The following is a 24682-nucleotide window of genomic DNA, read 5'->3' on the forward strand; positions in this document are numbered from 1 at the left end:
CCTCAGCCGGCAGCGCGCTGCTGGCTGCGGTCGGGAATCTGATGGGGCGCGCACAGTCGCGCTTCGAGGGTGCGGGTGAAGGCCAGTGCTTCGGCTTCACTGCGGAATGTCACGGCGTGTTGGTCCAGGCGAACCTGCCATTGAGACTTTGCCACTTCTTTTATCAGGATCTTCATTGCTGACCTCCCTTGCGTAAAAGATGTATCGCAGAGGCTTCGATTGTAGACCTGAATACGATCGCAATTGTGACAACGGTCAAGCATCGGACTGACGGCAAAAAACAGCGCAGCCCCGCCGACCGCTCTAGGTTCGGCGAAGGCTGCGCTGTGCGGTTTTTTAGAAACCTTCTAAAACAATTTTCCCCTTGGCTTTGCCACTTTCCAGCAGCTCATGAGCACGACGCAGGTTCGCCGCGTTGATCGTGCCGAAGTGCTCGCCCACCGTGGTCTTCAACGTCCCGGCATCAATCAGCTGCGCCACGCGGTTAAGCAGTTTGTGCTGTTCGATCATGTCCGGCGTCTCGAACAGCGAGCGGGTGTACATGAACTCCCAGTGCAGCGACAGGCTCTTGCGCTTGAGTTTGCTCACGTCCAGCGACTTCGGATCGTCGATCAGTGCGAGTTTGCCTTGCGGCGCCAGCGCTTCGACCAGTTGATCGAGGTGCTGTTCGGTCTGGGTCAGGCTGGCGACGTGGGTCACGCTGTCGATCCCGGCGCGCTTGAGCTCTTCGCTCAGCGGCTGGCTGTGATCAATGACGAGGTCGGCGCCCAGTTGTTTGACCCAGTCACGGGTTTGCTCACGTGATGCGGTGCCGATGACTTTCAGGCCGGTCAGTTGCCTGGCCAATTGCGTGAGGATTGAGCCAACCCCGCCGGCCGCGCCAACGATCAGCAAACTCTGATCTTCGTTGGTTTTGCCTTCGCGGATTTGCAAGCGTTCGAACAGCAATTCCCATGCGGTGATCGCGGTCAGCGGCAGTGCGGCAGCTTCGGCAAACCCGAGAGATTTCGGCATATGGCCGACGATGCGCTCATCGACCACGTGCAGTTCACTGTTGCCGCCGGCACGGGCGATGGAGCCGGCGTAGAAAACCTTGTCGCCAGCCTTGAACAGCGTCACTTCGCTGCCGACAGCCTTGACCACACCGGCGACGTCCCAGCCCAGCACTTTCGCTGCAGCGTTTTCCGGTGCCACGTTCTGCCGCACTTTGGTGTCGACCGGGTTGACCGAAATGGCTTTGACTTCCACCAGCAGGTCGCGCGGGCCGGCGACCGGTTCTGGCAGTTCGATGTCTTGCAGGGATTTGGCGTCGCTGATCGGCAGGGAAGCGTAATAGGCAATGGCTTTCATGAAGGGCTCCGTACAGTTAATAGAAGAAGATCAGGCAATCACGCCAAGGCGCTTGAGCTGGAAGTGTTCGATGGTGTGGCCGGCAGTGGCCTGGAAGTTCTGAAAGTGCGCGCTGTTGTTGTGCGCCTCAAGAATCGCTTCGCTGGCCCAGTGTTCGATCACATAAAACACCTGCGGGTCGGTGAGGTCGCGGTGCAGGTCGTACTGGCTGCAACCGTGTTCGGCGCGGCTCGGTTCAACCAGGGCGCGCAAGCCCTGTTCGAGAAGATCCTGTTGACCGGGTTTGGCAATCAGGGTGGCGATAGCGGTGAAAGGCTGGGACATGCTCGGCTCCAGAGAAGCGGGATGAATGCGATGGAGTGATGATTGGCTATTTCTCTGCGAGATAAAACCGGCTAAAAGAGCAGTCTCTTTCAATATTTTTTTGATAATCGAGGCTGAGCATGCTGCGTTTCGATGACTTGCAGTTGTTTGTCCGGGCGGCGGATCTGGGCAGTCTGTCGGCGGCAGCGCGGGTAATGGACATGTCTGCGGCCGTGGCCAGTGCGGCGTTGAAACGGATCGAACAGCAACTCGGCGCGCGGTTGCTCGCGCGTTCGACCCGCAGTTTGCGTCTGACGGCCGAAGGTGAAGGCTTTCTCGAATACGCCCGCGCGGCGTTGAGCAATCTCGATGAAGGCCGGCGCTTGCTGGCCAGCGGCCAGGATCAGGTCAGTGGGGTCTTGCAGTTGTCGGCACCTTCGGACTTCGGCCGCAATCTGTTGCTGCCATGGCTCGACGCGTTCCAGCGCGAACACCCGAAGCTGACCGTGCGTTTGCTGCTCGGCGACCGCATTGCTGACCTGTTCCGCCAACCGGTAGACATCGCCTTGCGTTATGGCGAACCGGAAGACTCAAGCCTGGTCGCCTTGCCCATCGCCCCGCATAACCGTCGTGTGCTGTGTGCCTCGCCGGCGTATCTGGCCCGGCACGGCGAACCGCGCCAGCTCGAACAACTGGCCCAGCACAACTGCCTGCTGTACATGCTCGGCAGTCGGGTGCATGACCATTGGAGTTTTCATGACGGCAAACGTGAAGTCGGCCTGACCGTCAGTGGTGACCGTTTCAGCGATGACGCCGACGTGGTGCGCCTGTGGGCGGTGGCCGGCGCCGGAATTGCCTACAAGTCGTGGCTGGACGTGGGCGCCGATGTGCTCGCCGGGCGTCTCAAAGTGCTGCTGCCGGAGTTGCTGTGTGAGCGCGCACCGCTGAATTTGTTGTGCGCCCATCGCGCTCAATTGAGTAAGCCGGTGAACCTTCTGCGGGAAATGCTCGCCAGCCGATGCGCTGATTTGAGTAGTCAATTTCCCGCTTTTTCGGAAGTTGATCATTAGTCGCAGGTAAATAGAGAAATTTCTGTCAGGAACAATCACCACCTGCGCAGGCCCCGGCGCGGGACGCGGGAGCTAACCCGCTTATACTAGCGCCCGCCTCATGCCAGCACCGACACCCCGGCCCGGAGACCCTCGCACCGCGTCGCCAGTATTCGAGTGATGGTCGCGCAACTGCTGCGGGTTCTGTGCTGGAGCAGGCTGCGTCACTGGCCTGCCTTGTCCCGGTTCATGGCGATTTTCGCGTCTTGGCCGATGACTCATTACCGGCCAAGATGTCTCCGAGCAGTAGACGATACGATTCAACAGGGAGTGAACACATGGAACATGCACCTTGCATCAGCCAGATCGCCACGTTGCTGGCCGACCCCAAGCGCAGCGCGATGATGTGGGCGTTGATGGATGGCTCGGCCCGGCAAACCGAGGAGCTTGCGCTACTGGCAGGGCTGTCGCCGTCGTCGGCCAGCGCGCACTTGGCGCGGCTTTCCACGGGTGGTCTGTTGAAGGTCGAAGTCCGCGGTCGCAAACGGTTTTTCCGTCTCTCGGCACCGGAGGTCGGCGCTGCAATAGAAGCGTTGGCCAGCGCTACCATTGCCAGTGCTCCAAGGGACATTCCCGAGGTATTCAAACGCACCACCCCCATGGCCAAACCGCAGACCGCGCCGTCCTCACTGTTGCGTGCGCGTTTTTGCGATGACCATCTGGGCGGTACGCTGGCGGCGGATCTGTATCAGCGGCTGCTTGATGCCGGTTGGATCGAACAGCTTGAGCAACGCGTCGTGGTGACCCATAAGGGGGCGAAATTGTTGGCTGGGCGCGGTGTGTTCATTCAAGCGTTGGCCCATCGCAACGTACAAGTGGCGTGTGCCTGTCCGGACTGGAGCGAGCGTCGTCCGCACATGGGAGGCTCACTGGGTGCCGCGTTGCTGCAGTTGTTCATGCAGTCCGGTTGGCTGACCCTGCCCAACGATTCCAGAGCCTTGCAATTGACGGCCACTGGCCAACGGGAACTGCACCGCTTCGCCAAGGAAACCGAACTGGAAATGGCGTTGTAGAGCACTCGCATTCGACGTCAGCACTTCTGGCGTCGTCCACGACTGCGAACAGGTCGCATCCAGCAGCAACGCCTGAGCGCTATCGCGCACACTCGATCCGGGGATATTTCGGATGGGGGGAGGCGGCATGGACACACACGGCTACAGCGCGGCGGAACGCTTGGAGCGACTGCCAATAAGCGGTTATCACCGGATCATTTTCATCATTATTGCTCTGGCGTTTTTCTTCGACTCCATGGACCTGGCGATGATGACGTTCCTGCTCGGCTCGATCAAAGCCGAGTTCGGCCTGAGCAGTGCGCAAGCGGGGCTGCTCGCCAGTTCGAGCTTCTTCGGCATGGTGCTGGGAGCGTCGCTGTCGGGCATGCTCGCCGACCGCTTCGGGCGCAAACCGGTGTTTCAGTGGAGCATCGTGCTGTGGGGCGTGGCCAGTTATCTGTGCTCGACGGCGCAAACGGTCGAGACGCTGACACTGTTCCGCATCCTGTTGGGGATCGGCATGGGCATGGAGTTTCCCATCGCCCAGTCGATGTTGTCCGAGCTGATTCCGGCGCAACGTCGCGGTCGTTACATCGCGTTGATGGACGGCTTCTGGCCGCTCGGCTTCGTCGCTGCTGGCGTGCTGTCCTACTTTCTGCTGCCACTGATTGGCTGGCGCGACATCTTTCTGGTGTTGGCCGTGCCGGCAGTGTTTGTGCTGGCGATCCGCTTTTTCATTCCCGAGTCACCGCGCTGGCTGGAACAGGCGGGGCGCGATGACGCTGCGGACAAGGTGTTGAACGGCATCGAGGCGCGGGTGCGCAACTCGCTGGGCGGTGCGGCGCTGCCGGAACCGATTCGTTTGCCGCGCACTGTGACGCCGCCGGGCAACTTCTTTTCGGCGCTCAAACAGATCTGGTCGCCGCAGTATCGCCAGCGCACCACAATGATCTGGAGTCTTTGGTTCTTTGCGCTGCTTGGCTTTTACGGGCTGACGTCGTGGCTCAGTGCGCTGCTGCAACAGTCGGGTTTCGCGGTGACGCAGTCGGTGTATTACACGGTGCTGATTTCCCTGGGCGGGATTCCCGGGTTTCTGATGGCGGCGTGGCTGGTCGAGCGCTGGGGGCGCAAACCGGTGTGCATCGTCACGTTGCTCGGCGGCGGGGTGATGGCGTTTCTGTATGGGCAGAGCGCGGTGTTTGGCGGCAACGTTGCGCTGCTGATCAGCACCGGGCTGTTGATGCAGTTTTTCCTGTTCGGTATGTGGGCGGTGCTCTACACCTACACGCCGGAGTTGTATCCGACGTCGGCACGGGCAACCGGTTCGGGCTTCGCCTCGGCAATTGGCCGCGTGGGGTCGCTGCTCGGGCCGTTGGTGACCGGGCTGGTGTTCCCGATTACCGGGCAGGGCGGGGTGTTTGCGCTGGGCGCGGCGTGCTTTGCGATAGCGGCGGGGGTGGTGTGGCTGTTCGGGATGGAGACGCGCGGGAAAACCCTGGAAGAGCTGACTGAAACCCAATCTATCGGCTAACACCGATCCAATGTAGGCCTTCGCCTGCTCGCGATAGCGGAGTGTCAGATATAGATTTTTTAGCTGACACCCTGCTATCGCGAGCAGGCGAAGGCCTACAAGGGTTTTGCGGTGTTGCTTATGGCTTTACCAGTCGCGCATCCAGGCTGTTCTGCGCCAGGCGCTTGGCCTGATCCTGGGTCATGCCCAAATGCTCATGCAGTGCGTAGAAGTTCTCGGTCACGTAACCACCGAAGTACGCCGGGTCATCGGAGTTCACCGTAACCTTCACGCCACGCTCGAGCATGTCGAGGATGTTGTGCTGCGACATGTGATCGAACACGCAAAGCTTGGTATTCGACAGCGGGCACACGGTCAGCGGGATCTGCTCATCGATGATCCGCTGCATCAGGCGCTCGTCTTCGATGGCGCGCACGCCATGGTCGATCCGCTGGATCTTCAAAAGGTCGATGGCTTCCCAGATGTACTCCGGCGGGCCTTCTTCGCCAGCGTGGGCGACGGTCAGGAAGCCTTCGTGGCGGGCACGGTCGAACACGCGCTGGAACTTGCTCGGCGGGTGGCCCATCTCGGAGCTGTCGAGGCCGACCGCGACAAACGCATCACGGAACGGCAGCGCTTGATCGAGAGTTTTCTCGGCTTGTTCTTCGCTGAGGTGGCGCAGGAAACTGAGGATCAAACCGCTGGTGATGCCCAGTTGTTGCTCGCCATCCTTGAGTGCCGCGGCGATGCCGTTGAGAACCACTTCGAACGGGATGCCCCGGTCGGTGTGGGTCTGCGGGTCGAAGAACGGTTCAGTGTGAATGACGTTCTGTGCTTTGCAGCGCAGCAGGTAGGCCCAAGTCAGGTCGTAGAAGTCCTGCGAGGTGCGCAATACGTCGGCACCTTGGTAATACAGGTCGAGGAATTCCTGCAGGTTGTTGAAGGCGTAAGCCTTGCGCAGGGTTTCCACGTCGTTCCACGGCAGGGCGATCTTGTTGCGTTCGGCCAGGGCGAACAGCAGCTCGGGCTCCAGCGAGCCTTCCAGGTGCAGGTGCAGTTCAGCCTTGGGCAAGGCGTTGAGCCAGTCGTACATATTCTTTTCTCATCAGGTGCAATGGCGGCATTCTACAGATGCTCGCCGAAACAATTGGCAAAACCTGACCAAGCGATCCATCAAACGGCTTCCTGCTCACGGCGATAAGCGTAGGTATCGGCGAAGCGCGACAGCAGGAATTCGGCGCAGGTGGTGGTCGGATACTTCGCTGGGTGTTGTGCGTCCTGACAACCGGGCAGGCATTCGATGCGCGTGTCCGGGTGCGGCTCGGCGAAGAACGGCATCGAATAGCGATCGACCCCGAGCGGACTGATGACGCGGTGCGGCGTCGAGCGATAACGGTCGTTGCTCCAGCGCGCCATCATGTCGCCGAGGTTGACCACGAAAGTGCCCTCAATCGGTGGCGCGTCGATCCATTTGCCTTTGACATTCTTCACTTGCAAGCCACCGGCGCTGTCCTGATAGAGCAGGGTGATGCAGCCGTAATCGGTGTGCGCGCCGGCGCCTTGCTGCTCGGCGGAGCTGGCGGTGTGGCGCGGCGGGTAATGGATCATGCGCAGGACGCTGACGGGGTCGTTGAAACGGCTGTCGAAGAAGTCGCGCTCGATGCCCAGCGCGAGAGTCATTGCCCGCAGCAGGGTTTGGGCGAGAGCCTGCATGTCGAGGTAATGCTGTTCCATCAACTCGGCCCAGCCGGTTTGCGCCGGATGACGGTTCGGCCCGCGCAACGGTTTTCCGGCGAGTACGTCGGGATGGTTGGCCGGCAGGTGCAGGCCCATGTCGAAGGTTTCTTTGAGGTCGCTGGGTTTGCTCGGGTCGAGTTGCTCGGTGGCGATCGCACCGTAGCCGCGATGGTGGCGGGTCTGGGTGATGTCGATCTTGAGTTTTTCCGCTGCGGGCAGAGCAAAAAAACGCTGAGTCTGATCGAGCACCGCGTCGATGCGTTGCGCCGAAATCGGGTGACCCTTGATGTAGAAAAAGCCCCACTCGCGGCAGGCGTGGTCGATTTGCCCGGCCACGGCGGGCCAGGCGTTTTCATCGTCGCTGTAGAGCGGGCTGATATCGATGATCGGAAGCTGATCCATACACAATCCTTGAAAAGTACGGGAGATCGTTCCCATGCTCCGCGTGGGAATGCCTCAATGGACGCTCTGCGTCCGCTTTTGGCAGGGCCGCGGAGCGTCCCGGGCGGCATTCCCACGCAGAGCGTGGGAACGATCGGGGTCAGGGGGATTACTTCGGCATCTCAGCCTTCATGCCTTCAACGTAATAGTTCATCGACGCCAGCTCCGCATTCGTCGCGCTCACGCCTGCGGGGATTTTCTCCACGCCGGCCTGATCCTTGATCGGCCCGGTAAACGGCTGCAACGCACCGCTCTTGATGTCGGCAATGAGTTGCTCGGCCTCGGCTTTCACCGGCGCTGGCACCAAGTCACTGATCGGCAGTTCAACCGTGCCTTCCTTCAGCCCGCCCCAGTAGTCCTGGGATTTCCAGGTGTGGTCGATCACGCTTTGCGTCGCCTGAATATAGTGCGGCGCCCAGTCGTTGACGATCGAGGTCAGCACCGCTTTTGGCCCGAAGTGCGCCATGTCCGAGGCATAACCCACCGCGTACACGCCACGACGCTCAGCCGCCTGAATCGGCGCCGGGCTGTCGGTGTGCTGGAACACCACGTCGACGCCCTGATCGATCAGCGCGTTGGCCGCGTCGGCCTCCTTGCCCGGGTCGAACCACGAGTTGACCCACACCACTTTGATCTCGGTGCCCGGGTTGTACTTGTTCAGGGCCAGTTGAATCGCGTTGATGTCGCGGATCACCTCGGGGATCGGGAACGAGGCGACGTAACCGATCTTTTTGGTCTTGGTCATCTTCGCTGCGAGGAAGCCGCCGACGTAGCGACCTTCGTAAGTGCGCGCCAGATAGGTGCCGAGGTTCTTGTCCTGTTTGTAGCCGGTGGCGTGTTCGAAGGTCACCTTGGGAAACTGCTTGGCGACTTTGACAGTGGGGTTCATGTAGCCGAAAGAGGTGGTGAAGATCAGGTCGTACTTGTCCTTGGCCATGTTGCGGATCACCCGTTCGGCGTCGGCACCTTCGGCGACGTTCTCGACGTAGTTGGTGGTGATCTGATTGCCGAATTTCTCCGCGAGTGCCTTGCGCCCCTGTTCATGCTGATACGTCCAGCCGTGGTCACCGATCGGGCCGATGTAGACGAAACCGACCTTCAGCGGATCGGCAGCGCTGGCGCTCAGGCTGATCCCCAGACCGAGGGCGGCGCACAGCAGTTTGTGCAGCGGACGTATTTGCATGAATTGGAGCTCCGTTTTGTTGTGTGTGGTCAGGGCCAATGCAAATTGCTGACCAACAGGACAACAAACAAAAAAGATCGCAGCCTTCGGCAGCTCCTACATGGGAATGCGCAAGCTGTAGGAGCTGCCGAAGGCTGCGATCTTTTCAGCGCCAGGACCAACGCAGTGCAAGTCCGCGAGTTCACGCCATCGCTTGGTGCGCTAAGGTGTAACGAAACGTTAGCGCCGCTCCGCAGTCAGTAGCTCATTCGCTCTCTTCGGCAAAAGGCTCGCCATGCTCACCCTCCTCAAGCAAGAAAGCTTTCTCCTGCTGGCAGTTATCGCCGCGTGCGTTGCCTATCCGTTGGAACACTGGATGCTGCACAGCGGCCAGATCGTCGCGCTGACTGCCGGTCTGGTGCTGATCGCCTTCATCGTCGCCGCCTCGATGCGCGTCGCCCATCACGCCGAATTGCTCGCCGAAAAGGTCGGCGACCCTTACGGCACGATGATCCTCACGCTTGCGGCCGTGCTGGTCGAAGTGGTTATTCTGGCAATCATGATGAGCAACGAAGCGTCGCCCACGTTGGTGCGCGACACGATCTATTCGGCAGTGATGCTCGATATCAACGGCATCCTCGGCCTCGCTGCGCTGATGGGCGGGATCAAGCACGGCGAGCAGTCTTACAACGACGATTCAGCGCGCAGCTACAGCGTGATGATCCTCACCGCCATGGGCGTGTCGATGGTGGTGCCGGAGTTTATTCCCGAGGCCAACTGGAAGATTTATTCAGCGTTCACCATCGGCGCGATGGTCGTGCTTTACGCGTTGTTTCTGCGCATGCAGGTCGGCCCGCACAGTTACTTTTTCAGCTACAGCTACCCCGACAAACGCCGCAAGAAAGAACCGCAGGACGCTCAGGCAAAGGCACCGAGCATCGGTCTGTCGATCGGCATTCTGGTGTTTGGCATTGTGGTGATCGGCGCCCTGGCCGAGGTGATGTCGAAGACCCTCGATCTGGGCCTGGAAGGCACGGGTGCACCGCCGGTGATCACGGCGATTCTGGTGGCGGCGATTTCCGCGGCGCCGGAGATTTTGACCGCGTTGCGTGCAGCGTTGGCCAACCGCATGCAGTCGGTGGTGAACATTGCGATGGGCGCGTCACTGTCGACGGTGATTCTGACGGTGCCGGTGATGGAGGCGATGGCCCTGTACACCGGCCAGCCGTTTCAGATGGCGATGACGCCGGTGCAGACGGTGATGATCTTCATCACGCTGATCGTTAGTGCGATCAACTTGAATGACGGCGAAACAAATGCCATCGAAGGCATGACGCACTTCGTGCTGTTCGCGACCTTCATCATGCTGTCCCTGCTCGGTCTCTGATGATTGATCGTTCCCACGCTCCGCGTGGGAATGCCGCCATGGACGCTCTGCGTCCGCCGCTGGGACGCGGAGCGTCCCGAGATGCATTCCCTCGCAGAGCGTGGGAACGATCAGATGGGGAGGGGGGATCAGGTACCTGCGATCAGCTGCCGAGCCGCCTGGCTGTGATCGGCAATCAGGCCTTTCAGATCAAGCCCTTCAACCTGCCCATCGACCACACGCCACTTGCCACCAATCATCACCCGATCCGCACGATCCGCGCCGCACAGCAGCAGCGCCGAAATCGGATCATGACTACCCGAGAAGCGCAGCTCATCAAGCTTGAACAGCGCCAGATCCGCCTGCTTGCCCACAGCAATCTCACCAATATCGGTACGGCCCAACAAACTCGCCGAACCCTTGGTCGCCCAGCCCAGCACGCGTTCCGGGGTGATCTTCTCGGCGCCGTAACGCAGACGCTGGATGTACAGCGCCTGACGCGCTTCGAGAATCATGTTCGACGCATCGTTGGACGCCGAACCATCCACGCCCAGACCAAACAACGCACCCGCGTCAGTCAGATCGATACTCGGGCAGATGCCGGAAGCCAGACGCATGTTCGAGCTCGGGCAATGGCAGATACCGGTGCCCGCCTGACCGAGGCGAGCGATTTCATCCGGGTTGAAGTGGATGCCGTGGGCCAGCCAGGTGCGCGGGCCGAGCCAGCCGACGCTGTCGAGATAATCGACGGTGCGCAGGCCGAAACGCTGCAGGCAGAAATCTTCTTCATCGAGGGTTTCAGCCAAGTGTGTGTGCAGACGCACGTCGAGCTTGTTCGCCAGTTCGGCACTGGCCGACATGATTTCCGGGGTCACCGAGAACGGCGAGCACGGTGCCAGGGCGATCTGGATCTGCGCGCCGTCGCCACGTTCGTGGTACTCGTGAATCAGGCGCTGACTGTCGTCGAGAATCACCTGGCCTTCCTGCACGGTTTGCTGCGGCGGCAGACCGCCGTCCTTCTCGCCGAGGCTCATCGAACCGCGAGTGAGCATGGCGCGCATGCCCAGTTCGCGGACGCTTTCGACTTGCACATCGATGGCGTTTTCCAGACCGTCCGGAAACAGGTAGTGGTGGTCGGCAGCGGTGGTGCAGCCCGACAGCAGCAGCTCGGCCAAAGCGACTTTGCTGGCGAGGGCGAGTTTCTCAGGCGTCAGGCGCGCCCACACCGGGTACAGGGTTTTCAGCCACGGGAACAACGGCTGATTGACCACCGGCGCCCAGGCGCGGGTGAGGGTTTGATAGAAGTGATGGTGGGTGTTGATCAGGCCCGGCAGGATCACATGCTCGCGGGCATCGAACACTGCATTGCACGGCGCCGACGGCTGTTGGCCAGCGGCGAGGACTTCGACGATGACACCGTCTTGCACGACAAGACCGCCACGGGCATCGAGCTCGTTGGAGGTGAAAATGGCGAGGGGATTTTTTAACCAGGTACGGGTCGCGGGCATGTTGCCGGCTCCTCTGAAAATGGGGTTCAGGGTTGCCAGCTCAGTGATGCCCTGTCTGCTGATCCAGGGTCGCCGCGGGGGACGAGGTGCGCAGTTTCAAACAAATTGCCACGCCGGGCAAGCCCAACCCGACAGGACAACATCACCAAAATACACAACCCCTGTAGGAGCTGCCGAAGGCTGCGATCTTTTGATCTTAAAAAAATCAAAAGATCGCAGCCTTCGGCAGCTCCTACAGGGGATCATCAATTACCAGGGAATCGTTTCGCCCTTGTAATTGATGAAGTGATGTCCGCCCTTGCCGGTGTACGCATTCACCTGATCAATCAATCCACGGGTGCTGGTTTCCACATCAAGGTCAGCCCCTTCGCCGCCCATATCGGTCTTCACCCAACCCGGATGCAGCGACAACACGGTCATTTTCTGCTCGCCCAATTGCGTGACAAAACTGTTGGTCATCGAGTTCAGCGCAGCCTTGCTGGCCTTGTACAACGCCAGTTCCGGCGCGTCCGGCACCGTCACACTGCCCAGCCCGGAACTCATGAACGCCAGCACACCGCTGCCGTCACGAATCTGCCCGACAAACCGTTGCGCCAGATTGATCGGCGCCACCGCGTTGGTGAAAAACAGCTGACCGACTTCAGCCAGAGTCGCGCCGCCCGGGGTCTGATCGGCCGGGCCTTTGACCCCGGCGTTGACGAACAGCAGGTCGAAGGTTTCGCCTTTGAGCTGCTGACTCAGAGCGATCACCGCTTGCTGATCGTCCATGTCGAGCTTCTCGATCCGCACTTTGCCCAGCGCTTGCAGCGCCTCGGCGTTTTGCGGATTGCGCACGGTGGCGGTGACTTGCCAGCCGTCGGCCAGCAGGGTTTTCACCAGACCGAGGCCAAGGCCCCGGGAGGCGCCGATGATCAGTGCGTTTTTTGCAGACATGATGGGCTTCCTTGATGAATGAGGATCATGGATTCAATGGACAGGCCTGACCGAGGCGAAGTTGCAACTCCTGACGCAGCGCGTCGAGTTCGCGCATGCGGGTTTCGATCAGTTGCAGTTTGTCGCGCAGCAACTGCGCCACGGCGTTGTCAGGATTGGGGGCATTCCACAACGCGGCGACGCTGTTGCCGATCTCGCCGAGGGTAAATCCCAGGCGTTGCGCCGTTTTGATATAGAGCACCAGTTGCACCATCTCCGGCGGATAGTCGCGATAACCGTTGGCACTGCGTTGCGCCGCGATTAACCCGCGCTGCTCGTAAAAACGCAGGGTGTCACGGCTGACGGCGCTGGCCTGGGCTAATTCACCGATGCGCATGCGGGCTCTCAAAAGGGCTATTGACCCTGGAGCATACTCCAGGCTTTACCGTGGTTGCTCCTCAAATTTCTGGAGCATGGATGATGTGGACTTCAACGCAATATCGCAACGTGGTGCGCGGCAGTGCCTGGTATGACCTGGTCGTCACGACGGCGTTTGCCACGCCGTGGAGTTTTGCCGCTTTGCATGGGTTTTTGACCGCGCTGAATTTGCCCGGTGAACTGCCGGCGTTTGAGCCTGTGCACCTGTTGATGGCGAATCTGCTGGGCTCGGTGGTGTGCGTGTGGGCGGTGCTGCGGATTCGTGATCCGCAGGCGCTTTATGGACGCTATGACGCGGTGGCGCGGTTTCTGTTTGCGGCTTGGCAGGCGTATGCCTTGGCCCATGGCGCCAGTTCGATTTTGCTGGTTTTCCTGGTCTTCGAACTGGCGTGGGGCATCGCTCAAGTGTTGCCTGTCAGGGCCTCATCGCTGGCAAGCCAGCTCCCACAGTGTTCGAGTAGTGCGCAAAATTTGTGATCAGCACTAAACCTGTGGGAGCTGGCTTGCCAGCGATGGGGCCATTGAAATCACTACATCAATGCCCTGACTGCCAAGGCTGCCCAAGCGAAACCGGCGCATACAACCGCGTACGCAGTGCATCGCGTGACAACAGCACCAACACCACAATCGTCGCCACATACGGCAGCATCGCCAGCAAACTCGACGGAATCGCCAGCCCCAATCCCTGCGCCACCAAATGCAGGATGCTGGCGAGGCCAAACAGATACGCCCCGAGCAACAACCGCCACACCCGCCAACTGGCAAACACCACCAGCGCCAACGCGATCCAGCCACGCCCGGCGGTCATGTTCTCCGCCCACATCGGCGTATACGCCAGCGACAAATAAGCCCCGGCCAACCCAGCCATCGCTCCGCCAAACAGCACCGCCAACGTGCGCACGGTCAACACCGGCAGCCCCATCGCACTGGCCGCATCCGGATTTTCGCCGACCGCTTGAATGATCAACCCGACACGACTTTTGACGATCACCCACGCCACCAGCGCAAACAGCGCGAACGACAGATACACCAGCAAGTCCTGAGCAAACAGCATCCGCCCGATCAGCGGAATCTCACTCAGATAAGGAATCGCCAGCGGCTCAAAACCGGCCAACGGTTTACCCACCCAAGCCGCGCCGACAAAGGTCGACAACCCGACACCAAAAATCGTCAGGGCCAACCCGGTCGCCACCTGATTGGCGTTGAACACCAGCGCCACCAAGGCAAACAGCGACGACAACAGCATCCCGGCCAACATCGCCAGCAACACACCGAGCCACAGGTTGCCGCTGTTCAGCGCGACGATAAAACCGATCACCGCACCAAACAGCATCATCCCTTCCTGCCCAAGATTGAGCACGCCGCTCTTCTCGCAGATCAGTTCCCCCAGCGCCACCAGCAACAGCGGTGTGCCGCAACGCACCATGGCGTAGAAAATATTGCTCAACAGATCGATATCCATCACAGCGCTCCGGCAGTTACGGCGGTGGTCGAAGTACGCTTCACCCAGCGCAGTTTCAGACGTGGCCGATAGAGAATCAGCACGTCACAGGCGAGCAGGAAAAACAGCATCATTCCCTGGAATAACTGGGTGATCGCTTGCGGCAGATTCAGGCTCATTTGCGCACTCTCGCCACCGATGTACAGCAGTGCCATCAACAGGCTGGAAAACAGAATCCCGATCGGATTCAGACGCCCAAGAAACGCCACGGTAATCGCCGCATAGCCATACCCCGGTGACACCTGCGGCACCAACTGGCCAATCGGCCCGGTGACTTCGCAGACGCCGGCCAGGCCGGCCAGCCCACCGCTGATCAACAGCGCCAACCAGATCAACCGCTTCTCGCGAAAGCCGACAAACCCTGCGGCACGCTTGTCCAACCCAAGCACTTTGATCTGGAAACCGACAAAGCTTTTCTGTAACAACACCCACACCGCGACCAGTGCGAGCAAGGCGAAATACACCCCGGCATGCACGCGGCCATCCTCCATCAACAACGGCAAACGGCTGGCGTCGCCGAACATCGCCGACTCGGGAAAGTTGAAGCCGGCCGGATCCTTCAGCGGCCCGTGCACGCAGAACAGCAGCAAGTTCAGCGCGATGTAATTGAGCATGATGCTGGTGAGGATTTCGTTGGCATTGAAGCGCGTGCGCAACCACGCGGTCAGCCCGGCCCACGCCGCACCAGCGACGGTGCCGGTGAGCAGAATAAATACCAGCGCCCAACGACTTTGCATGCCGATGATGTTCACCGCCAAGGCACTGCCGGCGAGCGCGCCGAGGAGCAATTGGCCTTCGGCGCCGATGTTCCAGATTCGCGCCTGGTACGCCACGGCCAACCCCAGTGCGCAAAGCAGAATCGGCAGCGCTTTGACCAGCAATTCGGAGACGCCATACAAATCGCTGACCGGTGCGATCAGCAGCGTGTGCAAGGTTTGCAGCGGGTCGTGGCCGAGGGCGATAAACAGCAGCGAGCCGCAGCCGAGCGTCAGCGTCGCCGCCAGTAATGGCGAGCACCACAGCATCAGGCGCGATTGCTGGCCACGGGGTTCGAGGGAAAGCAGCATGTTTGAAACTCCGTTAAACCGTGGCGGCTGAAGGGGCGTGGTCGAACTGACCGGCCATCCAGCCGCCGACGTCGCTGAGTTGGGTATCGGTGGTGTTGTGCAACGCCGACAAACGTCCACCGCACAACGCGCCGAGGCGGTCGCTGATCTGGAACAGTTCGTCGAGGTCTTCGGAAATCACCAGAATCGCCGCGCCGGCATCGCGCAAAGCGATCAATGCGCGGTGGATGGTCGCGGCGGCGCCGACGTCGACGCCCCAGGTCGGGTGCGCAGCGATCAGCAGTTTCGGTTGCTGGAGGATTTCCCGGCCGAGGATGAATTTCTGCAGGTTGCCGCCGGACAGGCTGCGCGCAGCGGTTTGCGTGTCCGGGGTTTTTACGCCGAAACGCTGAATGATCTGTCGGGCGAGGGCTTCGACTTTGCCGCGTTCGATCAAACCGTGGCTGACCAAGCCTTGTTGGAACGCGGTAAGCAGAGCGTTATCGGCCAGACTCAATTCCGGTACTGCGCCGTGGCCGAGACGCTCGGCAGGCACGAATGCCAAACCCAGTTTGCGCCGTGAATCCGGGCGTAAATCGGCGACGTTTTGCTCGGCAAATCGAATGGTCGCAGTTTCGGCGCGGGGCAGGGTTTGCTCGCCACTGAGCAGGGCGAGCAACTCATCCTGACCATTACCTGCGACCCCGGCGATGCCGACGATTTCACCGCTGCGCACTTCCAGGGCGATGTCTTTCAGCGAGCAGCCAAACGGATCCGGGTTGTGCCAACTCAATCCGCTCACCCGCAAAAACGCCGCGCCGCCGCTGACCTTCGGATAATCGCCAATCAACGCCGCCGCTTCGCCCACCATCATCTGCGCCAACTGCTGATCCGAACATTCGGCAGGTACGCAATGTCCGGCGACACGCCCGCCGCGCAGAACCGTTGCGCTATGACACAACGCGCGCACTTCACCAAGCTTGTGGCTGATAAACAGAATGCTGCAGCCTTCGGCAGCGAGGCGGCGCAGGGTGATGAACAACTCGTCGGCCTCCTGCGGTGTCAGTACCGAAGTCGGCTCATCGAGGATCAGCAGACGAATGTCCTGCATCAGGCAGCGAATAATCTCCACTCGTTGCCGCTCGCCGATCGACAGGCTGTGGACAAGTCTTTCCGGTTCCAGCGCCATGCCATAACGGCGCGACACTTCACGAATTTTCGGTTCCAGTTGTTTCGGTGTGCCGGCCGCAGCGCCCATTGCCAAGGCAATGTTCTGCGCCACGCTGAGGGTTTCGAACAGCGAAAAATGCTGGAACACCATGCCGATGCCCAACTGCCGCGCCTGTGCCGGGTTACGGATATTCACCGGCTGACCTAGCCAGAACATCTCGCCGGCATCGGCTTGGGTGACGCCGTAGATAATTTTCATCAAGGTACTTTTGCCCGCGCCGTTTTCACCGAGCAGGGCATGGATTTCCCCCGGCGCGATGCTCAGGTCGATGGCGTCATTGGCCAGACAACCGGGGTAGCGTTTGCTGATATGGCGCAATTGCAGGCGCGAAGTAAGAGGGGCGATTGGCATGGCAGGCTCGACTTGCTTGGAGTTGTGCCTGTGGATAAAGCAATTTCCTGGCCATTGAGTCAGGAACGCAAGCGGGCCGCGTGTGCGAGTGCCTGAAGCAGAGCATTGCCTGCAAAATTGGCTGGGCTCACGGCACCAATTCAGAGCAAAGCCGTTGATCGGGCTCCAGTTTTGCCCGTCGGCAACTGATCAAAAAACGAGCAAACCCCTGTGGACTAGGCAGGACCTGCGACTGCGCCAGCCATGAACGGGTTATCCACAGGTTGCTCCACAGTTATTGTGCGCAAGCTGCAAACCTGGGCATAAGCACTGCGGTGCTTTCTTCTAATGGTGATAAACCACGCTAACTGACTGTTTCTGTTTGAAATTTTCCTTTCGTCGAGAGAATTGAACGAAAAGTGAACAAACCGCGCAAAGCCACGTGACAGAAGGGTTACAGCGGAATGTACTCAGGTTATCCACAGTCGGGTGCACAGCAGATGTGGGCAAGTCCGAGTAATAACGGAAAAGGGTGATGCCCTAAAAGATCGCAGCCTTCGGCAGCTCCTACAGGAGAGCGCATTTCAAATGTAGGAGCTGCGGAACGCTCGGGCCGCGATCGGACGATCTTTTGATCTTTTATCGTTGAAGCAAAATCCGCCCACGACTCAAATCGGCTAGCTGCGTTTGCAAGACCTCGATCTGCGCTTCCCCCACAGCCAACTTCAACTCAACGCCGTTCGCCGTGAAGTTTTCTTCGACAACCAGTCCACCCAAGTCCGCAACCCGCAACTTCACCAACGCCAACTCGGCAAACCCGCAGGCGCAACTCAGCGGCACGCGGCTGATTAACTCGATCTTCGCCGCGGTTTGCAGGCACTTGTTCGCGCCACCGCCATAGGCCCGGGCCAAACCGCCAGTGCCGAGTTGAATACCGCCGTACCAACGGATCACCAGTACCGCGACCTGATCGCAATCCTGCGCTTCGATCGCCGCCAGAATCGGTCGCCCGGCCGTGCCGCCCGGTTCGCCGTCGTCATTGCTGCGGTATTGATCGCCGAGTTTCCACGCCCAGCAATTGTGCGAGGCGTTGAAATCGCTGTGCTGTTCAAAAAACGCCTGAGCATCGGCAGGGCTGCCGATCGGCGTGGCAAAGGTGATAAAGCGGCTTTTGCGAATCTCTTCGCGGTACTCGCAAAAACCGCTGAGGGTGAAAGGCATAAACGTCTTATAGAGGAGGAGTGAGGCCGCAGCCTTTGAGAATGATGCGGATCAGGTTGTTGCCGGCGTCTTCCATGTCCTGCTTGGTCAACTTGCTGCGACCGCTGACGCGGCAGATCTGCGTGGCGAAGTCAGCGTAATGCTGGGTGCTGCCCCACAACAGGAAGATCAAATGCACCGGATCGACCGGGTCCATTTTGCCGGCATCGATCCACGCTTGAAATACCGCCGCGCGGCCGGTGAACCAGGCGCGGTAGTCCTGATTGAAATATTCGCTCAGGCATTCGCCGCCGCTGATCACTTCCATCGCAAAGATCCGCGAGGCCTGTGGCTGACGACGGGAGAATTCCATCTTGGCGCGGATATAGCGAGTCAACGCTTCGGCCGGATCGTCCTCGGCGGTGAGGGTGTTGAAGGTGCTGTCCCACAGCTCGATGATGTTGCTCAGCACCGCCACGTACAAACCGAGTTTGTTGGTGAAGTAGTAATGCAGGTTGGCCTTGGGCAACCCGGCATTCTGGGCGATGGTGTTCATGCTGGTGCCTTTGTAACCGTGACGGGCGAACTCGTCTTCGGCGGCTTTGAGGATGGTCTCTTCGTTTTTCTGACGAATGCGGCTGGCGGGTTTGCCGCCATGGGCTGGGACTTCAAAGGTCATAGGCACTTCCGGGTTTGTCTGTGGGTGCAACCAGTTGCGTTGATAGCGCACCCACAGGCATCCGACAAGTGTTTGAGCGATAAAACCGTTACGCCTGTTCGATCTTGTTCAGCGGCGGGTGCGCTTCAGCAGCCTCGATTTTCGACTCCGGCAGCAGCAGGCAAAGGATTATCGCGGTCAGGCCGCCGCTGGTGATCGCCGAATCAAACAGGTTTTGCACCAGTTTCGGCAGCAGGTGCAGCAGGTTCGGTTGCGCGGCAATGCCCAGGCCGACGCCGAACGACGTGGCGATGATCAACATGCTGCGTCGATCCAGCGGCGACTGCGCGAGGATGCGCACGCCGGCCGCAGCCACCGCGCCGAACATCACCAAGGTAGCGCCGCCGAGCACCGGTTTCGGGATCTGCTGCAGCACCGCGCCGATCATCGGGAACAGGCCGAGACAAAACAGGATCGCGCCGATGTACAGGCCGACGTAGCGGCTGGCGACGCCGGTCAACTGAATCACGCCGTTGTTCTGCGCAAACGTGGTATTGGGAAAGGCGCTGAAGGTCGCGGCGATCATGCAGCTCACGCCGTCACCGAGTACGCCACCGCGCAGGCGGCTTATATAAGAAGGGCCGCTGATTGGCTGACGGGCGAGCATGCAGTTGGCGGTGAGGTCGCCGACGGTTTCGATGGTGCTGATCAGATAAATCAGCGCGACCGGCAGGAAAGCCGTCCAGTCGAAGCTGAAACCAAACTTGAACGGTGTAGGAAAACTCACCAGCGGCAAGTCAGGCAGCGGCTGCGGGACCAGTTTCCCACTGAACCACGCGGCCAGGCTGCCGAGCAGCAAACCGATAATGATTGCCGACAAGCGCACCCATGGCGTGTTCGAGCGGTTGAGCAAAATGATCGTCAGCAACACAAACACGCCCAACGCCAGATTGCCCGGCGCACCGAAGTCCGGCGCATTGAAGCCACCGCCCAGGTCGGTGATGCCGACCTTTATAAGGCTGATGCCGATGAGGGTGATGACGATCCCGGTCACCAGCGGTGTGACGACTCTGCGCAACTGGCCGATGAAGCGGCTGAGGACGATCTGCACGATTGCGCCGAAAAAGCACACACCGAAGATCATCGCCAGAATGTCTTCCGGGCTGCCGCCACGTTGCTTAACCAGAAACCCCGCCGACAGCACCGCACCAAGAAAAGCAAAACTGGTGCCTTGCAGACAGATCATTCCCGCGCCAATCCCGAATGGCCGCCGCGCCTGAATAAAGGTGCCGACGCCCGAAACCATCAAGGCCATGCTGATCAGGTACGGCAAATGCGCGGTCAGCCCGAGGGCCGAGCCGATCACCAATGGCGGGGTGATGATGCCGACGAAACTGGCGAGCACGTGTTGCAGCGCCGCGAGTATCGCGGCAAGCGGTTTGGGGCGGTCGTCGAGGCCGTAGATCAGGTCGCTGGACGGTGCGGAATCTGGCTGCATGGCTTAAGGCTTCTTGTTGAAGGATCGAGGTTGATCCTGCTTTGCAAAAAGCTGTCCACTTGCTCAGGTTATTTGTCGAATTTGTTGCTAAGGCCCAACGCTGGTGGGCCTCGGAGGATTTTCAACGCGTTGCCGCCAGACTCTCCAAAAAGCTTTCCAGCACCAAATGAGGGCGCCGCCCCTTGCGCGTGACCGATGCGAGGCTCAGGTCGTAGAAACGTGTTTGCGATTTCAGCGCACGCAAACGACCTTGCTGCACCCAGAGGCTGGCGTAGTGATCCGGCAGGTAACCGATGTAGCGTCCGGTCAAAATCAGGAATGCCATGCCTTCGCGGTCGGAAGCGCTGGCCGTGCAATTAAGCGCCTGGTAATGCGCCTGAATCTCCGCCGGCAAACGAAAGGTCGGCGCGATCGCGTCCTGACTGTTAAGGCGTTCGTCATCGAGCTGTTTGTCATCGACATAAAACAACGGATGACCCACCGCGCAATAAAGCAGCGAACGTTCGCTGTACAGCGGCTGATATTCCAGGCCCGACAACGCACTGGCCTGCGGCACCACGCCGACATGCAGGCGCCCATCAAGCACGCCTTGTTCGACCTCATTCGGCGCAATCATGCGGATCTGGATCTGCACATCCGGCCCGCGCTCCTTCAATTGCGCGAGGGCGTGGGTGATGCGCATGTGGGGCAGGGTGACCAGGTTGTCGGTCAGGCCGATGATCAACTCGCCACGCAAATGCTGGTGCAGGCCGTTGACCTCAGTGCGGAAGCTTTCCAGCGCACTTAACAGTTGCAGCGCCGACTGATACACCTCGCGACCTTCTTCGGTCAGCGAAAACCCGGCGCGCCCACGCTGGCACAGACGTAAGCCGAGGCGCTGCTCCAGATCGCTCATCTGCTGACTGATCGCCGAGCGACCGATGCCGAGCACCGTCTCCGCTGCCGAGAATCCGCCGCATTCCACCACGCTGCGAAAAATCCGCAGCAAGCGGATATCAAAGTCACTGACTTGGGCCAGCGGATCGGGGCGGCGGCTGCTCATCTTATTGTTCTCATTGTTTAGCAAAGTTCTAACTGAAGGTTAGAAGAGTTGGATTTCACCGACTTTATCCGCGTGGCAATTTAGCTGCAACAACGCTTTTTATCTCCCTGACGCTTATGCCCTGCGAGGTTTTGCCCGATGAACATGCCTGAAAACGCGCCGTCGCCACTGGCCAGCCAACTGAAGCTGGACGCGCACTGGATGCCGTACACCGCCAACCGCAATTTCCAGCGCGATCCGCGTTTGATCGTTGGCGCCGAAGGCAGCTGGTTGATCGACGACAAGGGCCGCCGGGTATACGACTCGCTGTCCGGTCTGTGGACCTGCGGCGCCGGCCACACCCGCAAGGAAATTCAGGAAGCGGTCTCCAAGCAGTTGGGCACCCTCGATTACTCGCCGGGCTTCCAGTACGGCCACCCATTGTCGTTCCAGCTGGCTGAGAAAATCACCGAGCTGACCCCGGGCAATCTGAACCACGTGTTCTTCACCGACTCCGGTTCCGAGTGCGCTGACACCGCGGTGAAAATGGTCCGTGCCTACTGGCGCCTGAAGGGGCAGTCGACCAAAACCAAAATGATTGGCCGTGCCCGTGGCTACCACGGCGTGAACATCGCCGGCACCAGCCTCGGCGGCGTCAACGGTAACCGCAAGCTGTTCGGTCAGGCGATGATGGACGTCGATCATCTGCCGCACACGCTGCTGGCCAGCAACGCCTTCTCCCGTGGCATGCCGGAGCAGGGCGGTATCGCTTTGGCTGATGAACTGCTGAAGCTGATCGAACTGCACGACGCTTCTAACATCGCCGCTGTGTTCGTTGAGCCTATGGCCGGTTCCGCCGGCGTGCTGGTGCCACCGCAGGGTTACCTGAAACGTCTGCGCGAGATCTGCGACCAGCACAGCATTCTGTTGGTGTTCGACGAAGTGATCACCGGTTTCGGCCGTACCGGCAACATGTTCGGTGCTGACACCTTTGGCGTGACCCCGGACCTGATGTGCATCGCCAAGCAAGTCACCAACGGCGCGATCCCGATGGGCGCGGTGATTGCCAGCTCCGAGATCTACCAGACCTTCATGAATCAGCCGACCCCTGAGTACGCGGTGGAATTCCCGCACGGCTACACCTACTCGGCGCACCCGGTGGCTTGCGCCGCTGGCCTGGCAGCGCTCGATCTGCTGCAAAAGGAAAATCTGGTGCAGAGCGTCGCTGAAGTAGCACCGCATTTCGAAAACGCGCTGCATGGCCTGAAAGGTTCGAAGAACGTTATCGATATCCGTAACTTCGGTCTGGCCGGCGCGATCCAGATTGCCGGTCGTGACGGCGACGCCATCGTGCGTCCGTTCGAAGCGGGCATGGCCCTGTGGAAAGCCGGGTTCTACGTGCGCTTCGGCGGCGACACCCTGCAGTTCGGCCCAACCTTCAATAGCAAGCCGCAAGACCTCGATCGTCTGTTCGATGCGGTCGGCGAAGTGCTGAACAAGCTCGACTGATTTTTCCCTCTATATATAAGTACAAACAGCCGGCGCCCCTCGTGGGCGTCTGCGGACAAGAATTCAGGAGTTTTTCGATGAGCGTTATCCCGCATTTGATCAATGGCGAACTGGTGACCGAGAACGGTCGCGCAGTTGATGTGTTCAACCCGTCTACCGGTCAGGCTATCCACAAGCTGCCACTGGCCAGCCAGGCAACCATCCAGAAAGCCATCGATGCCGCCAAGGCAGCGTTCCCGGCCTGGCGCAACACGCCACCGGCCAAACGTGCGCAGGTAATGTTCCGCTTCAAGCAACTGCTGGAGCAGAACGAAGCGCGCATCTCGCAATTGATCAGCGAAGAACACGGCAAAACCCTGGAAGACGCCGCCGGTGAACTGAAGCGTGGTATCGAGAACGTCGAGTTCGCTTGCGCAGCTCCAGAAATCCTCAAGGGCGAGTACAGCCGCAACGTCGGCCCGAACATCGACGCATGGTCGGACTTCCAGCCGCTGGGCATCGTTGCCGGGATCACCCCGTTCAACTTCCCGGCCATGGTGCCGCTGTGGATGTACCCGTTGGCGATCGTCTGCGGCAACTGCTTCATCCTCAAGCCGTCCGAGCGCGATCCAAGCTCGACACTGCTGATCGCACAGTTGCTGCTGGAAGCCGGTTTGCCGAAAGGCGTGATGAGCGTGGTTCACGGTGACAAGACTGCAGTAGACGCGCTGATCGAAGCGCCGGAAGTCAAAGCGCTGAGCTTTGTCGGTTCGACGCCGATCGCTGAGTACATCTATGCCGAAGGCACCAAGCGCGGTAAACGCGTTCAGGCACTGGGCGGCGCGAAGAACCACGCAGTGTTGATGCCGGATGCCGATCTGGACAACGCGGTCAGCGCACTGATGGGCGCGGCCTACGGTTCCTGCGGCGAGCGCTGCATGGCGATTTCGGTCGCTGTGTGTGTGGGTGACCAGGTGGCGGATGCTCTGGTGGCGAAACTGGTTCCACAGATCCAAGCGCTGAAAATCGGTGCCGGCACTTCTTGCGGTCTGGACATGGGCCCACTGGTGACCGGTCAGGCGCGCGACAAAGTCAGCGGTTACGTAGACGACGGCGTGGCAGCGGGCGCGACCCTAGTGGTCGATGGTCGTGGTTTCAGCGTGGCCGGTCATGAAGAAGGCTTCTTCCTCGGTGGCTGCCTGTTCGACAACGTCACCCCAGAGATGCGCATCTATAAGGAAGAGATCTTCGGCCCGGTACTGTGCATCGTTCGTGTGAACAGTCTGGAAGAGGCAATGCAACTGATCAACGATCACGAATACGGCAACGGCACCTGCATCTTCACCCGTGACGGTGAAGCGGCGCGCCTGTTCTGCGACGAGATCGAGGTCGGCATGGTTGGCGTTAACGTACCGCTGCCGGTGCCGGTGGCTTATCACAGCTTTGGCGGCTGGAAGCGTTCGCTGTTTGGCGACCTGCATGCCTATGGTCCGGACGGTGTGCGCTTCTACACCCGTCGCAAGGCGATCACCCAGCGCTGGCCGCAACGGGCGAGCCATGAGGCTTCGCAGTTCGCCTTTCCTAGCTTGTAAGTAGGGCAGTGCAGCGAAGGCCGACCCCTTGGGGTCGGCCTTCGCGTTTTCGGGGATTTTTGACTGATGTGACAGAATTATGAAAATAGGTGTTGACGGCAGATTTCAGATGTCTATAATTCGCCCCACTTCCGGCGCAGTCGAAACGGAAAACTCCTTGAGATTCAATGAGTTATGCAGGTTTCGGCAGTGAGTTGCTTCAGTTCATCGAAGCCGAAAGGAAGTTGAAAAAGAGGTGTTGACAGCAGCGTGTAACGCTGTAGAATTCGCCTCCCGCTGACGAGAGATC

23 protein-coding genes are annotated in these 24682 nt (G+C 59.9%); 7 read left to right on the plus strand and 16 right to left on the minus strand.

Annotated features, from left to right (window positions below):
* Positions 1-2: 2 nt before the first annotated feature.
* From AC3IUF_RS03375 to AC3IUF_RS03385, 3 genes are all read right to left on the minus strand, one after another.
* Positions 3-176, minus strand: a complete 174-nt coding sequence (locus AC3IUF_RS03375; protein ID WP_007914687.1) for a hypothetical protein — start codon at positions 174-176, stop codon at positions 3-5.
* A gap of 160 nt (positions 177-336) precedes the next feature.
* Positions 337-1350: a zinc-binding alcohol dehydrogenase family protein gene (locus tag AC3IUF_RS03380; protein WP_007914689.1), complete on the minus strand. Its 1014-nt coding sequence runs from the start codon at positions 1348-1350 to the stop codon at positions 337-339.
* A 30-nt stretch (positions 1351-1380) separates the two neighbouring features.
* On the minus strand, positions 1381-1674 hold the full coding sequence (locus AC3IUF_RS03385) for a putative quinol monooxygenase (RefSeq protein WP_007914690.1): 294 nt from the start codon (positions 1672-1674) through the stop codon (positions 1381-1383).
* 119 nt (positions 1675-1793) lie between these two features.
* Between AC3IUF_RS03385 and AC3IUF_RS03390 the strand changes: the two genes are divergently transcribed.
* The 3 genes from AC3IUF_RS03390 to AC3IUF_RS03400 all read left to right on the plus strand — a co-directional run bounded on the left by AC3IUF_RS03390 (position 1794) and on the right by AC3IUF_RS03400 (position 5285).
* Entirely contained in the window at positions 1794-2723 is a 930-nt protein-coding gene (locus AC3IUF_RS03390) for a LysR family transcriptional regulator (protein WP_007914691.1), read from the plus strand.
* A gap of 317 nt (positions 2724-3040) precedes the next feature.
* Positions 3041-3775 (plus strand): ArsR/SmtB family transcription factor, encoded by a 735-nt coding sequence (locus tag AC3IUF_RS03395; protein ID WP_007914692.1) that lies wholly within the window; start codon positions 3041-3043, stop codon positions 3773-3775.
* A 127-nt stretch (positions 3776-3902) separates the two neighbouring features.
* A complete protein-coding gene (locus AC3IUF_RS03400) occupies positions 3903-5285 on the plus strand; it encodes an MFS transporter (RefSeq protein WP_007914693.1) in 1383 nt (460 codons plus the stop codon).
* A 118-nt stretch (positions 5286-5403) separates the two neighbouring features.
* Here the strand turns inward: AC3IUF_RS03400 and AC3IUF_RS03405 are convergent, their stop codons facing one another.
* The 3 genes from AC3IUF_RS03405 to AC3IUF_RS03415 all read right to left on the minus strand — a co-directional run bounded on the left by AC3IUF_RS03405 (position 5404) and on the right by AC3IUF_RS03415 (position 8625).
* Positions 5404-6357 (minus strand): adenosine deaminase, encoded by a 954-nt coding sequence (locus tag AC3IUF_RS03405; RefSeq protein ID WP_007914694.1) that lies wholly within the window; start codon positions 6355-6357, stop codon positions 5404-5406.
* Between the two features lie 80 nt (positions 6358-6437).
* Entirely contained in the window at positions 6438-7403 is a 966-nt protein-coding gene (locus AC3IUF_RS03410) for a 2-oxoglutarate and iron-dependent oxygenase domain-containing protein (RefSeq protein ID WP_489280366.1), read from the minus strand.
* A 148-nt stretch (positions 7404-7551) separates the two neighbouring features.
* Complete coding sequence (locus tag AC3IUF_RS03415) at positions 7552-8625, minus strand: BMP family ABC transporter substrate-binding protein (RefSeq protein WP_007914696.1); 1074 nt, start codon at positions 8623-8625, stop codon at positions 7552-7554.
* Between the two features lie 274 nt (positions 8626-8899).
* Between AC3IUF_RS03415 and AC3IUF_RS03420 the strand changes: the two genes are divergently transcribed.
* Positions 8900-9991, plus strand: a complete 1092-nt coding sequence (locus tag AC3IUF_RS03420; protein ID WP_007914697.1) for a calcium:cation antiporter — start codon at positions 8900-8902, stop codon at positions 9989-9991.
* 128 nt (positions 9992-10119) lie between these two features.
* Here AC3IUF_RS03420 and AC3IUF_RS03425 read toward each other — a convergent pair whose 3' ends face one another.
* The 3 genes from AC3IUF_RS03425 to AC3IUF_RS03435 form a co-directional block, all read right to left on the minus strand.
* A complete protein-coding gene (locus AC3IUF_RS03425) occupies positions 10120-11478 on the minus strand; it encodes an 8-oxoguanine deaminase (RefSeq protein ID WP_102901594.1) in 1359 nt (452 codons plus the stop codon).
* A gap of 249 nt (positions 11479-11727) precedes the next feature.
* Positions 11728-12414: an SDR family oxidoreductase gene (locus tag AC3IUF_RS03430; RefSeq protein ID WP_086935984.1), complete on the minus strand. Its 687-nt coding sequence runs from the start codon at positions 12412-12414 to the stop codon at positions 11728-11730.
* Positions 12415-12436: 22 nt separating this feature from the next.
* Complete coding sequence (locus tag AC3IUF_RS03435) at positions 12437-12787, minus strand: MerR family transcriptional regulator (RefSeq protein WP_095114408.1); 351 nt, start codon at positions 12785-12787, stop codon at positions 12437-12439.
* A gap of 83 nt (positions 12788-12870) precedes the next feature.
* Here AC3IUF_RS03435 and AC3IUF_RS03440 point away from each other — a divergent pair, with 83 nt between their 5' ends.
* A complete protein-coding gene (locus tag AC3IUF_RS03440; RefSeq protein WP_489281597.1) occupies positions 12871-13305 on the plus strand; it encodes a hypothetical protein in 435 nt (144 codons plus the stop codon).
* Positions 13306-13363: 58 nt separating this feature from the next.
* Here AC3IUF_RS03440 and AC3IUF_RS03445 read toward each other — a convergent pair whose 3' ends face one another.
* The 7 genes from AC3IUF_RS03445 to AC3IUF_RS03475 all read right to left on the minus strand — a co-directional run bounded on the left by AC3IUF_RS03445 (position 13364) and on the right by AC3IUF_RS03475 (position 21334).
* On the minus strand, positions 13364-14290 hold the full coding sequence (locus AC3IUF_RS03445) for an ABC transporter permease (protein WP_095114409.1): 927 nt from the start codon (positions 14288-14290) through the stop codon (positions 13364-13366).
* Positions 14290-15396 (minus strand): ABC transporter permease, encoded by a 1107-nt coding sequence (locus AC3IUF_RS03450; protein WP_489280368.1) that lies wholly within the window; start codon positions 15394-15396, stop codon positions 14290-14292. The genes AC3IUF_RS03445 and AC3IUF_RS03450 overlap by 1 nt, the downstream gene beginning before the upstream one ends.
* Positions 15397-15409: 13 nt before the next feature.
* The gene (locus AC3IUF_RS03455; protein ID WP_489280370.1) at positions 15410-16957 is read right to left on the minus strand and encodes an ABC transporter ATP-binding protein; all 1548 of its coding nucleotides are present in this window, start codon (positions 16955-16957) and stop codon (positions 15410-15412) included.
* 618 nt (positions 16958-17575) lie between these two features.
* Positions 17576-18157 (minus strand): IMPACT family protein, encoded by a 582-nt coding sequence (locus tag AC3IUF_RS03460; protein ID WP_489280372.1) that lies wholly within the window; start codon positions 18155-18157, stop codon positions 17576-17578.
* Between the two features lie 7 nt (positions 18158-18164).
* Complete coding sequence (locus AC3IUF_RS03465; RefSeq protein ID WP_038360732.1) at positions 18165-18815, minus strand: TetR/AcrR family transcriptional regulator; 651 nt, start codon at positions 18813-18815, stop codon at positions 18165-18167.
* Positions 18816-18903: 88 nt separating this feature from the next.
* Positions 18904-20292, minus strand: a complete 1389-nt coding sequence (locus AC3IUF_RS03470; protein WP_489280374.1) for a uracil-xanthine permease family protein — start codon at positions 20290-20292, stop codon at positions 18904-18906.
* A 121-nt stretch (positions 20293-20413) separates the two neighbouring features.
* Positions 20414-21334, minus strand: coding sequence for a LysR family transcriptional regulator (locus AC3IUF_RS03475; protein ID WP_007914725.1), 921 nt, complete (start codon positions 21332-21334; stop codon positions 20414-20416).
* A gap of 138 nt (positions 21335-21472) precedes the next feature.
* Between AC3IUF_RS03475 and aptA the strand changes: the two genes are divergently transcribed.
* Positions 21473-22822, plus strand: a complete 1350-nt coding sequence (gene aptA, locus AC3IUF_RS03480) for an omega-aminotransferase AptA (RefSeq protein ID WP_007914732.1) — start codon at positions 21473-21475, stop codon at positions 22820-22822.
* Positions 22823-22899: 77 nt separating this feature from the next.
* The gene (locus AC3IUF_RS03485) at positions 22900-24393 is read left to right on the plus strand and encodes a CoA-acylating methylmalonate-semialdehyde dehydrogenase (protein WP_038360740.1); all 1494 of its coding nucleotides are present in this window, start codon (positions 22900-22902) and stop codon (positions 24391-24393) included.
* Positions 24394-24682 lie beyond the last annotated feature (289 nt).

Source organism: Pseudomonas sp. KH_040 (assembly GCF_057839305.1).

What these genes read in the sequence shown, in the direction of transcription:
- AC3IUF_RS03375 (WP_007914687.1), bottom strand. Translation starts at nt 176, where the DNA reads ATGAAGATCCTGATAAAAGAAGTGGCAAAGTCTCAATGGCAGGTTCGC.
- AC3IUF_RS03380 (WP_007914689.1), bottom strand. Translation starts at nt 1,350, where the DNA reads ATGAAAGCCATTGCCTATTACGCTTCCCTGCCGATCAGCGACGCCAAA.
- AC3IUF_RS03385 (WP_007914690.1), bottom strand. Translation starts at nt 1,674, where the DNA reads ATGTCCCAGCCTTTCACCGCTATCGCCACCCTGATTGCCAAACCCGGT.
- AC3IUF_RS03390 (WP_007914691.1), top strand. Translation starts at nt 1,794, where the DNA reads ATGCTGCGTTTCGATGACTTGCAGTTGTTTGTCCGGGCGGCGGATCTG.
- AC3IUF_RS03395 (WP_007914692.1), top strand. Translation starts at nt 3,041, where the DNA reads ATGGAACATGCACCTTGCATCAGCCAGATCGCCACGTTGCTGGCCGAC.
- AC3IUF_RS03400 (WP_007914693.1), top strand. Translation starts at nt 3,903, where the DNA reads ATGGACACACACGGCTACAGCGCGGCGGAACGCTTGGAGCGACTGCCA.
- AC3IUF_RS03405 (WP_007914694.1), bottom strand. Translation starts at nt 6,357, where the DNA reads ATGTACGACTGGCTCAACGCCTTGCCCAAGGCTGAACTGCACCTGCAC.
- AC3IUF_RS03410 (WP_489280366.1), bottom strand. Translation starts at nt 7,403, where the DNA reads ATGGATCAGCTTCCGATCATCGATATCAGCCCGCTCTACAGCGACGAT.
- AC3IUF_RS03415 (WP_007914696.1), bottom strand. Translation starts at nt 8,625, where the DNA reads ATGCAAATACGTCCGCTGCACAAACTGCTGTGCGCCGCCCTCGGTCTG.
- AC3IUF_RS03420 (WP_007914697.1), top strand. Translation starts at nt 8,900, where the DNA reads ATGCTCACCCTCCTCAAGCAAGAAAGCTTTCTCCTGCTGGCAGTTATC.
- AC3IUF_RS03425 (WP_102901594.1), bottom strand. Translation starts at nt 11,478, where the DNA reads ATGCCCGCGACCCGTACCTGGTTAAAAAATCCCCTCGCCATTTTCACC.
- AC3IUF_RS03435 (WP_095114408.1), bottom strand. Translation starts at nt 12,787, where the DNA reads ATGCGCATCGGTGAATTAGCCCAGGCCAGCGCCGTCAGCCGTGACACC.
- AC3IUF_RS03440 (WP_489281597.1), top strand. Translation starts at nt 12,871, where the DNA reads ATGTGGACTTCAACGCAATATCGCAACGTGGTGCGCGGCAGTGCCTGG.
- AC3IUF_RS03445 (WP_095114409.1), bottom strand. Translation starts at nt 14,290, where the DNA reads ATGGATATCGATCTGTTGAGCAATATTTTCTACGCCATGGTGCGTTGC.
- AC3IUF_RS03450 (WP_489280368.1), bottom strand. Translation starts at nt 15,396, where the DNA reads ATGCTGCTTTCCCTCGAACCCCGTGGCCAGCAATCGCGCCTGATGCTG.
- AC3IUF_RS03455 (WP_489280370.1), bottom strand. Translation starts at nt 16,957, where the DNA reads ATGCCAATCGCCCCTCTTACTTCGCGCCTGCAATTGCGCCATATCAGC.
- AC3IUF_RS03460 (WP_489280372.1), bottom strand. Translation starts at nt 18,157, where the DNA reads ATGCCTTTCACCCTCAGCGGTTTTTGCGAGTACCGCGAAGAGATTCGC.
- AC3IUF_RS03465 (WP_038360732.1), bottom strand. Translation starts at nt 18,815, where the DNA reads ATGACCTTTGAAGTCCCAGCCCATGGCGGCAAACCCGCCAGCCGCATT.
- AC3IUF_RS03470 (WP_489280374.1), bottom strand. Translation starts at nt 20,292, where the DNA reads ATGCAGCCAGATTCCGCACCGTCCAGCGACCTGATCTACGGCCTCGAC.
- AC3IUF_RS03475 (WP_007914725.1), bottom strand. Translation starts at nt 21,334, where the DNA reads ATGAGCAGCCGCCGCCCCGATCCGCTGGCCCAAGTCAGTGACTTTGAT.
- aptA (WP_007914732.1), top strand. Translation starts at nt 21,473, where the DNA reads ATGAACATGCCTGAAAACGCGCCGTCGCCACTGGCCAGCCAACTGAAG.
- AC3IUF_RS03485 (WP_038360740.1), top strand. Translation starts at nt 22,900, where the DNA reads ATGAGCGTTATCCCGCATTTGATCAATGGCGAACTGGTGACCGAGAAC.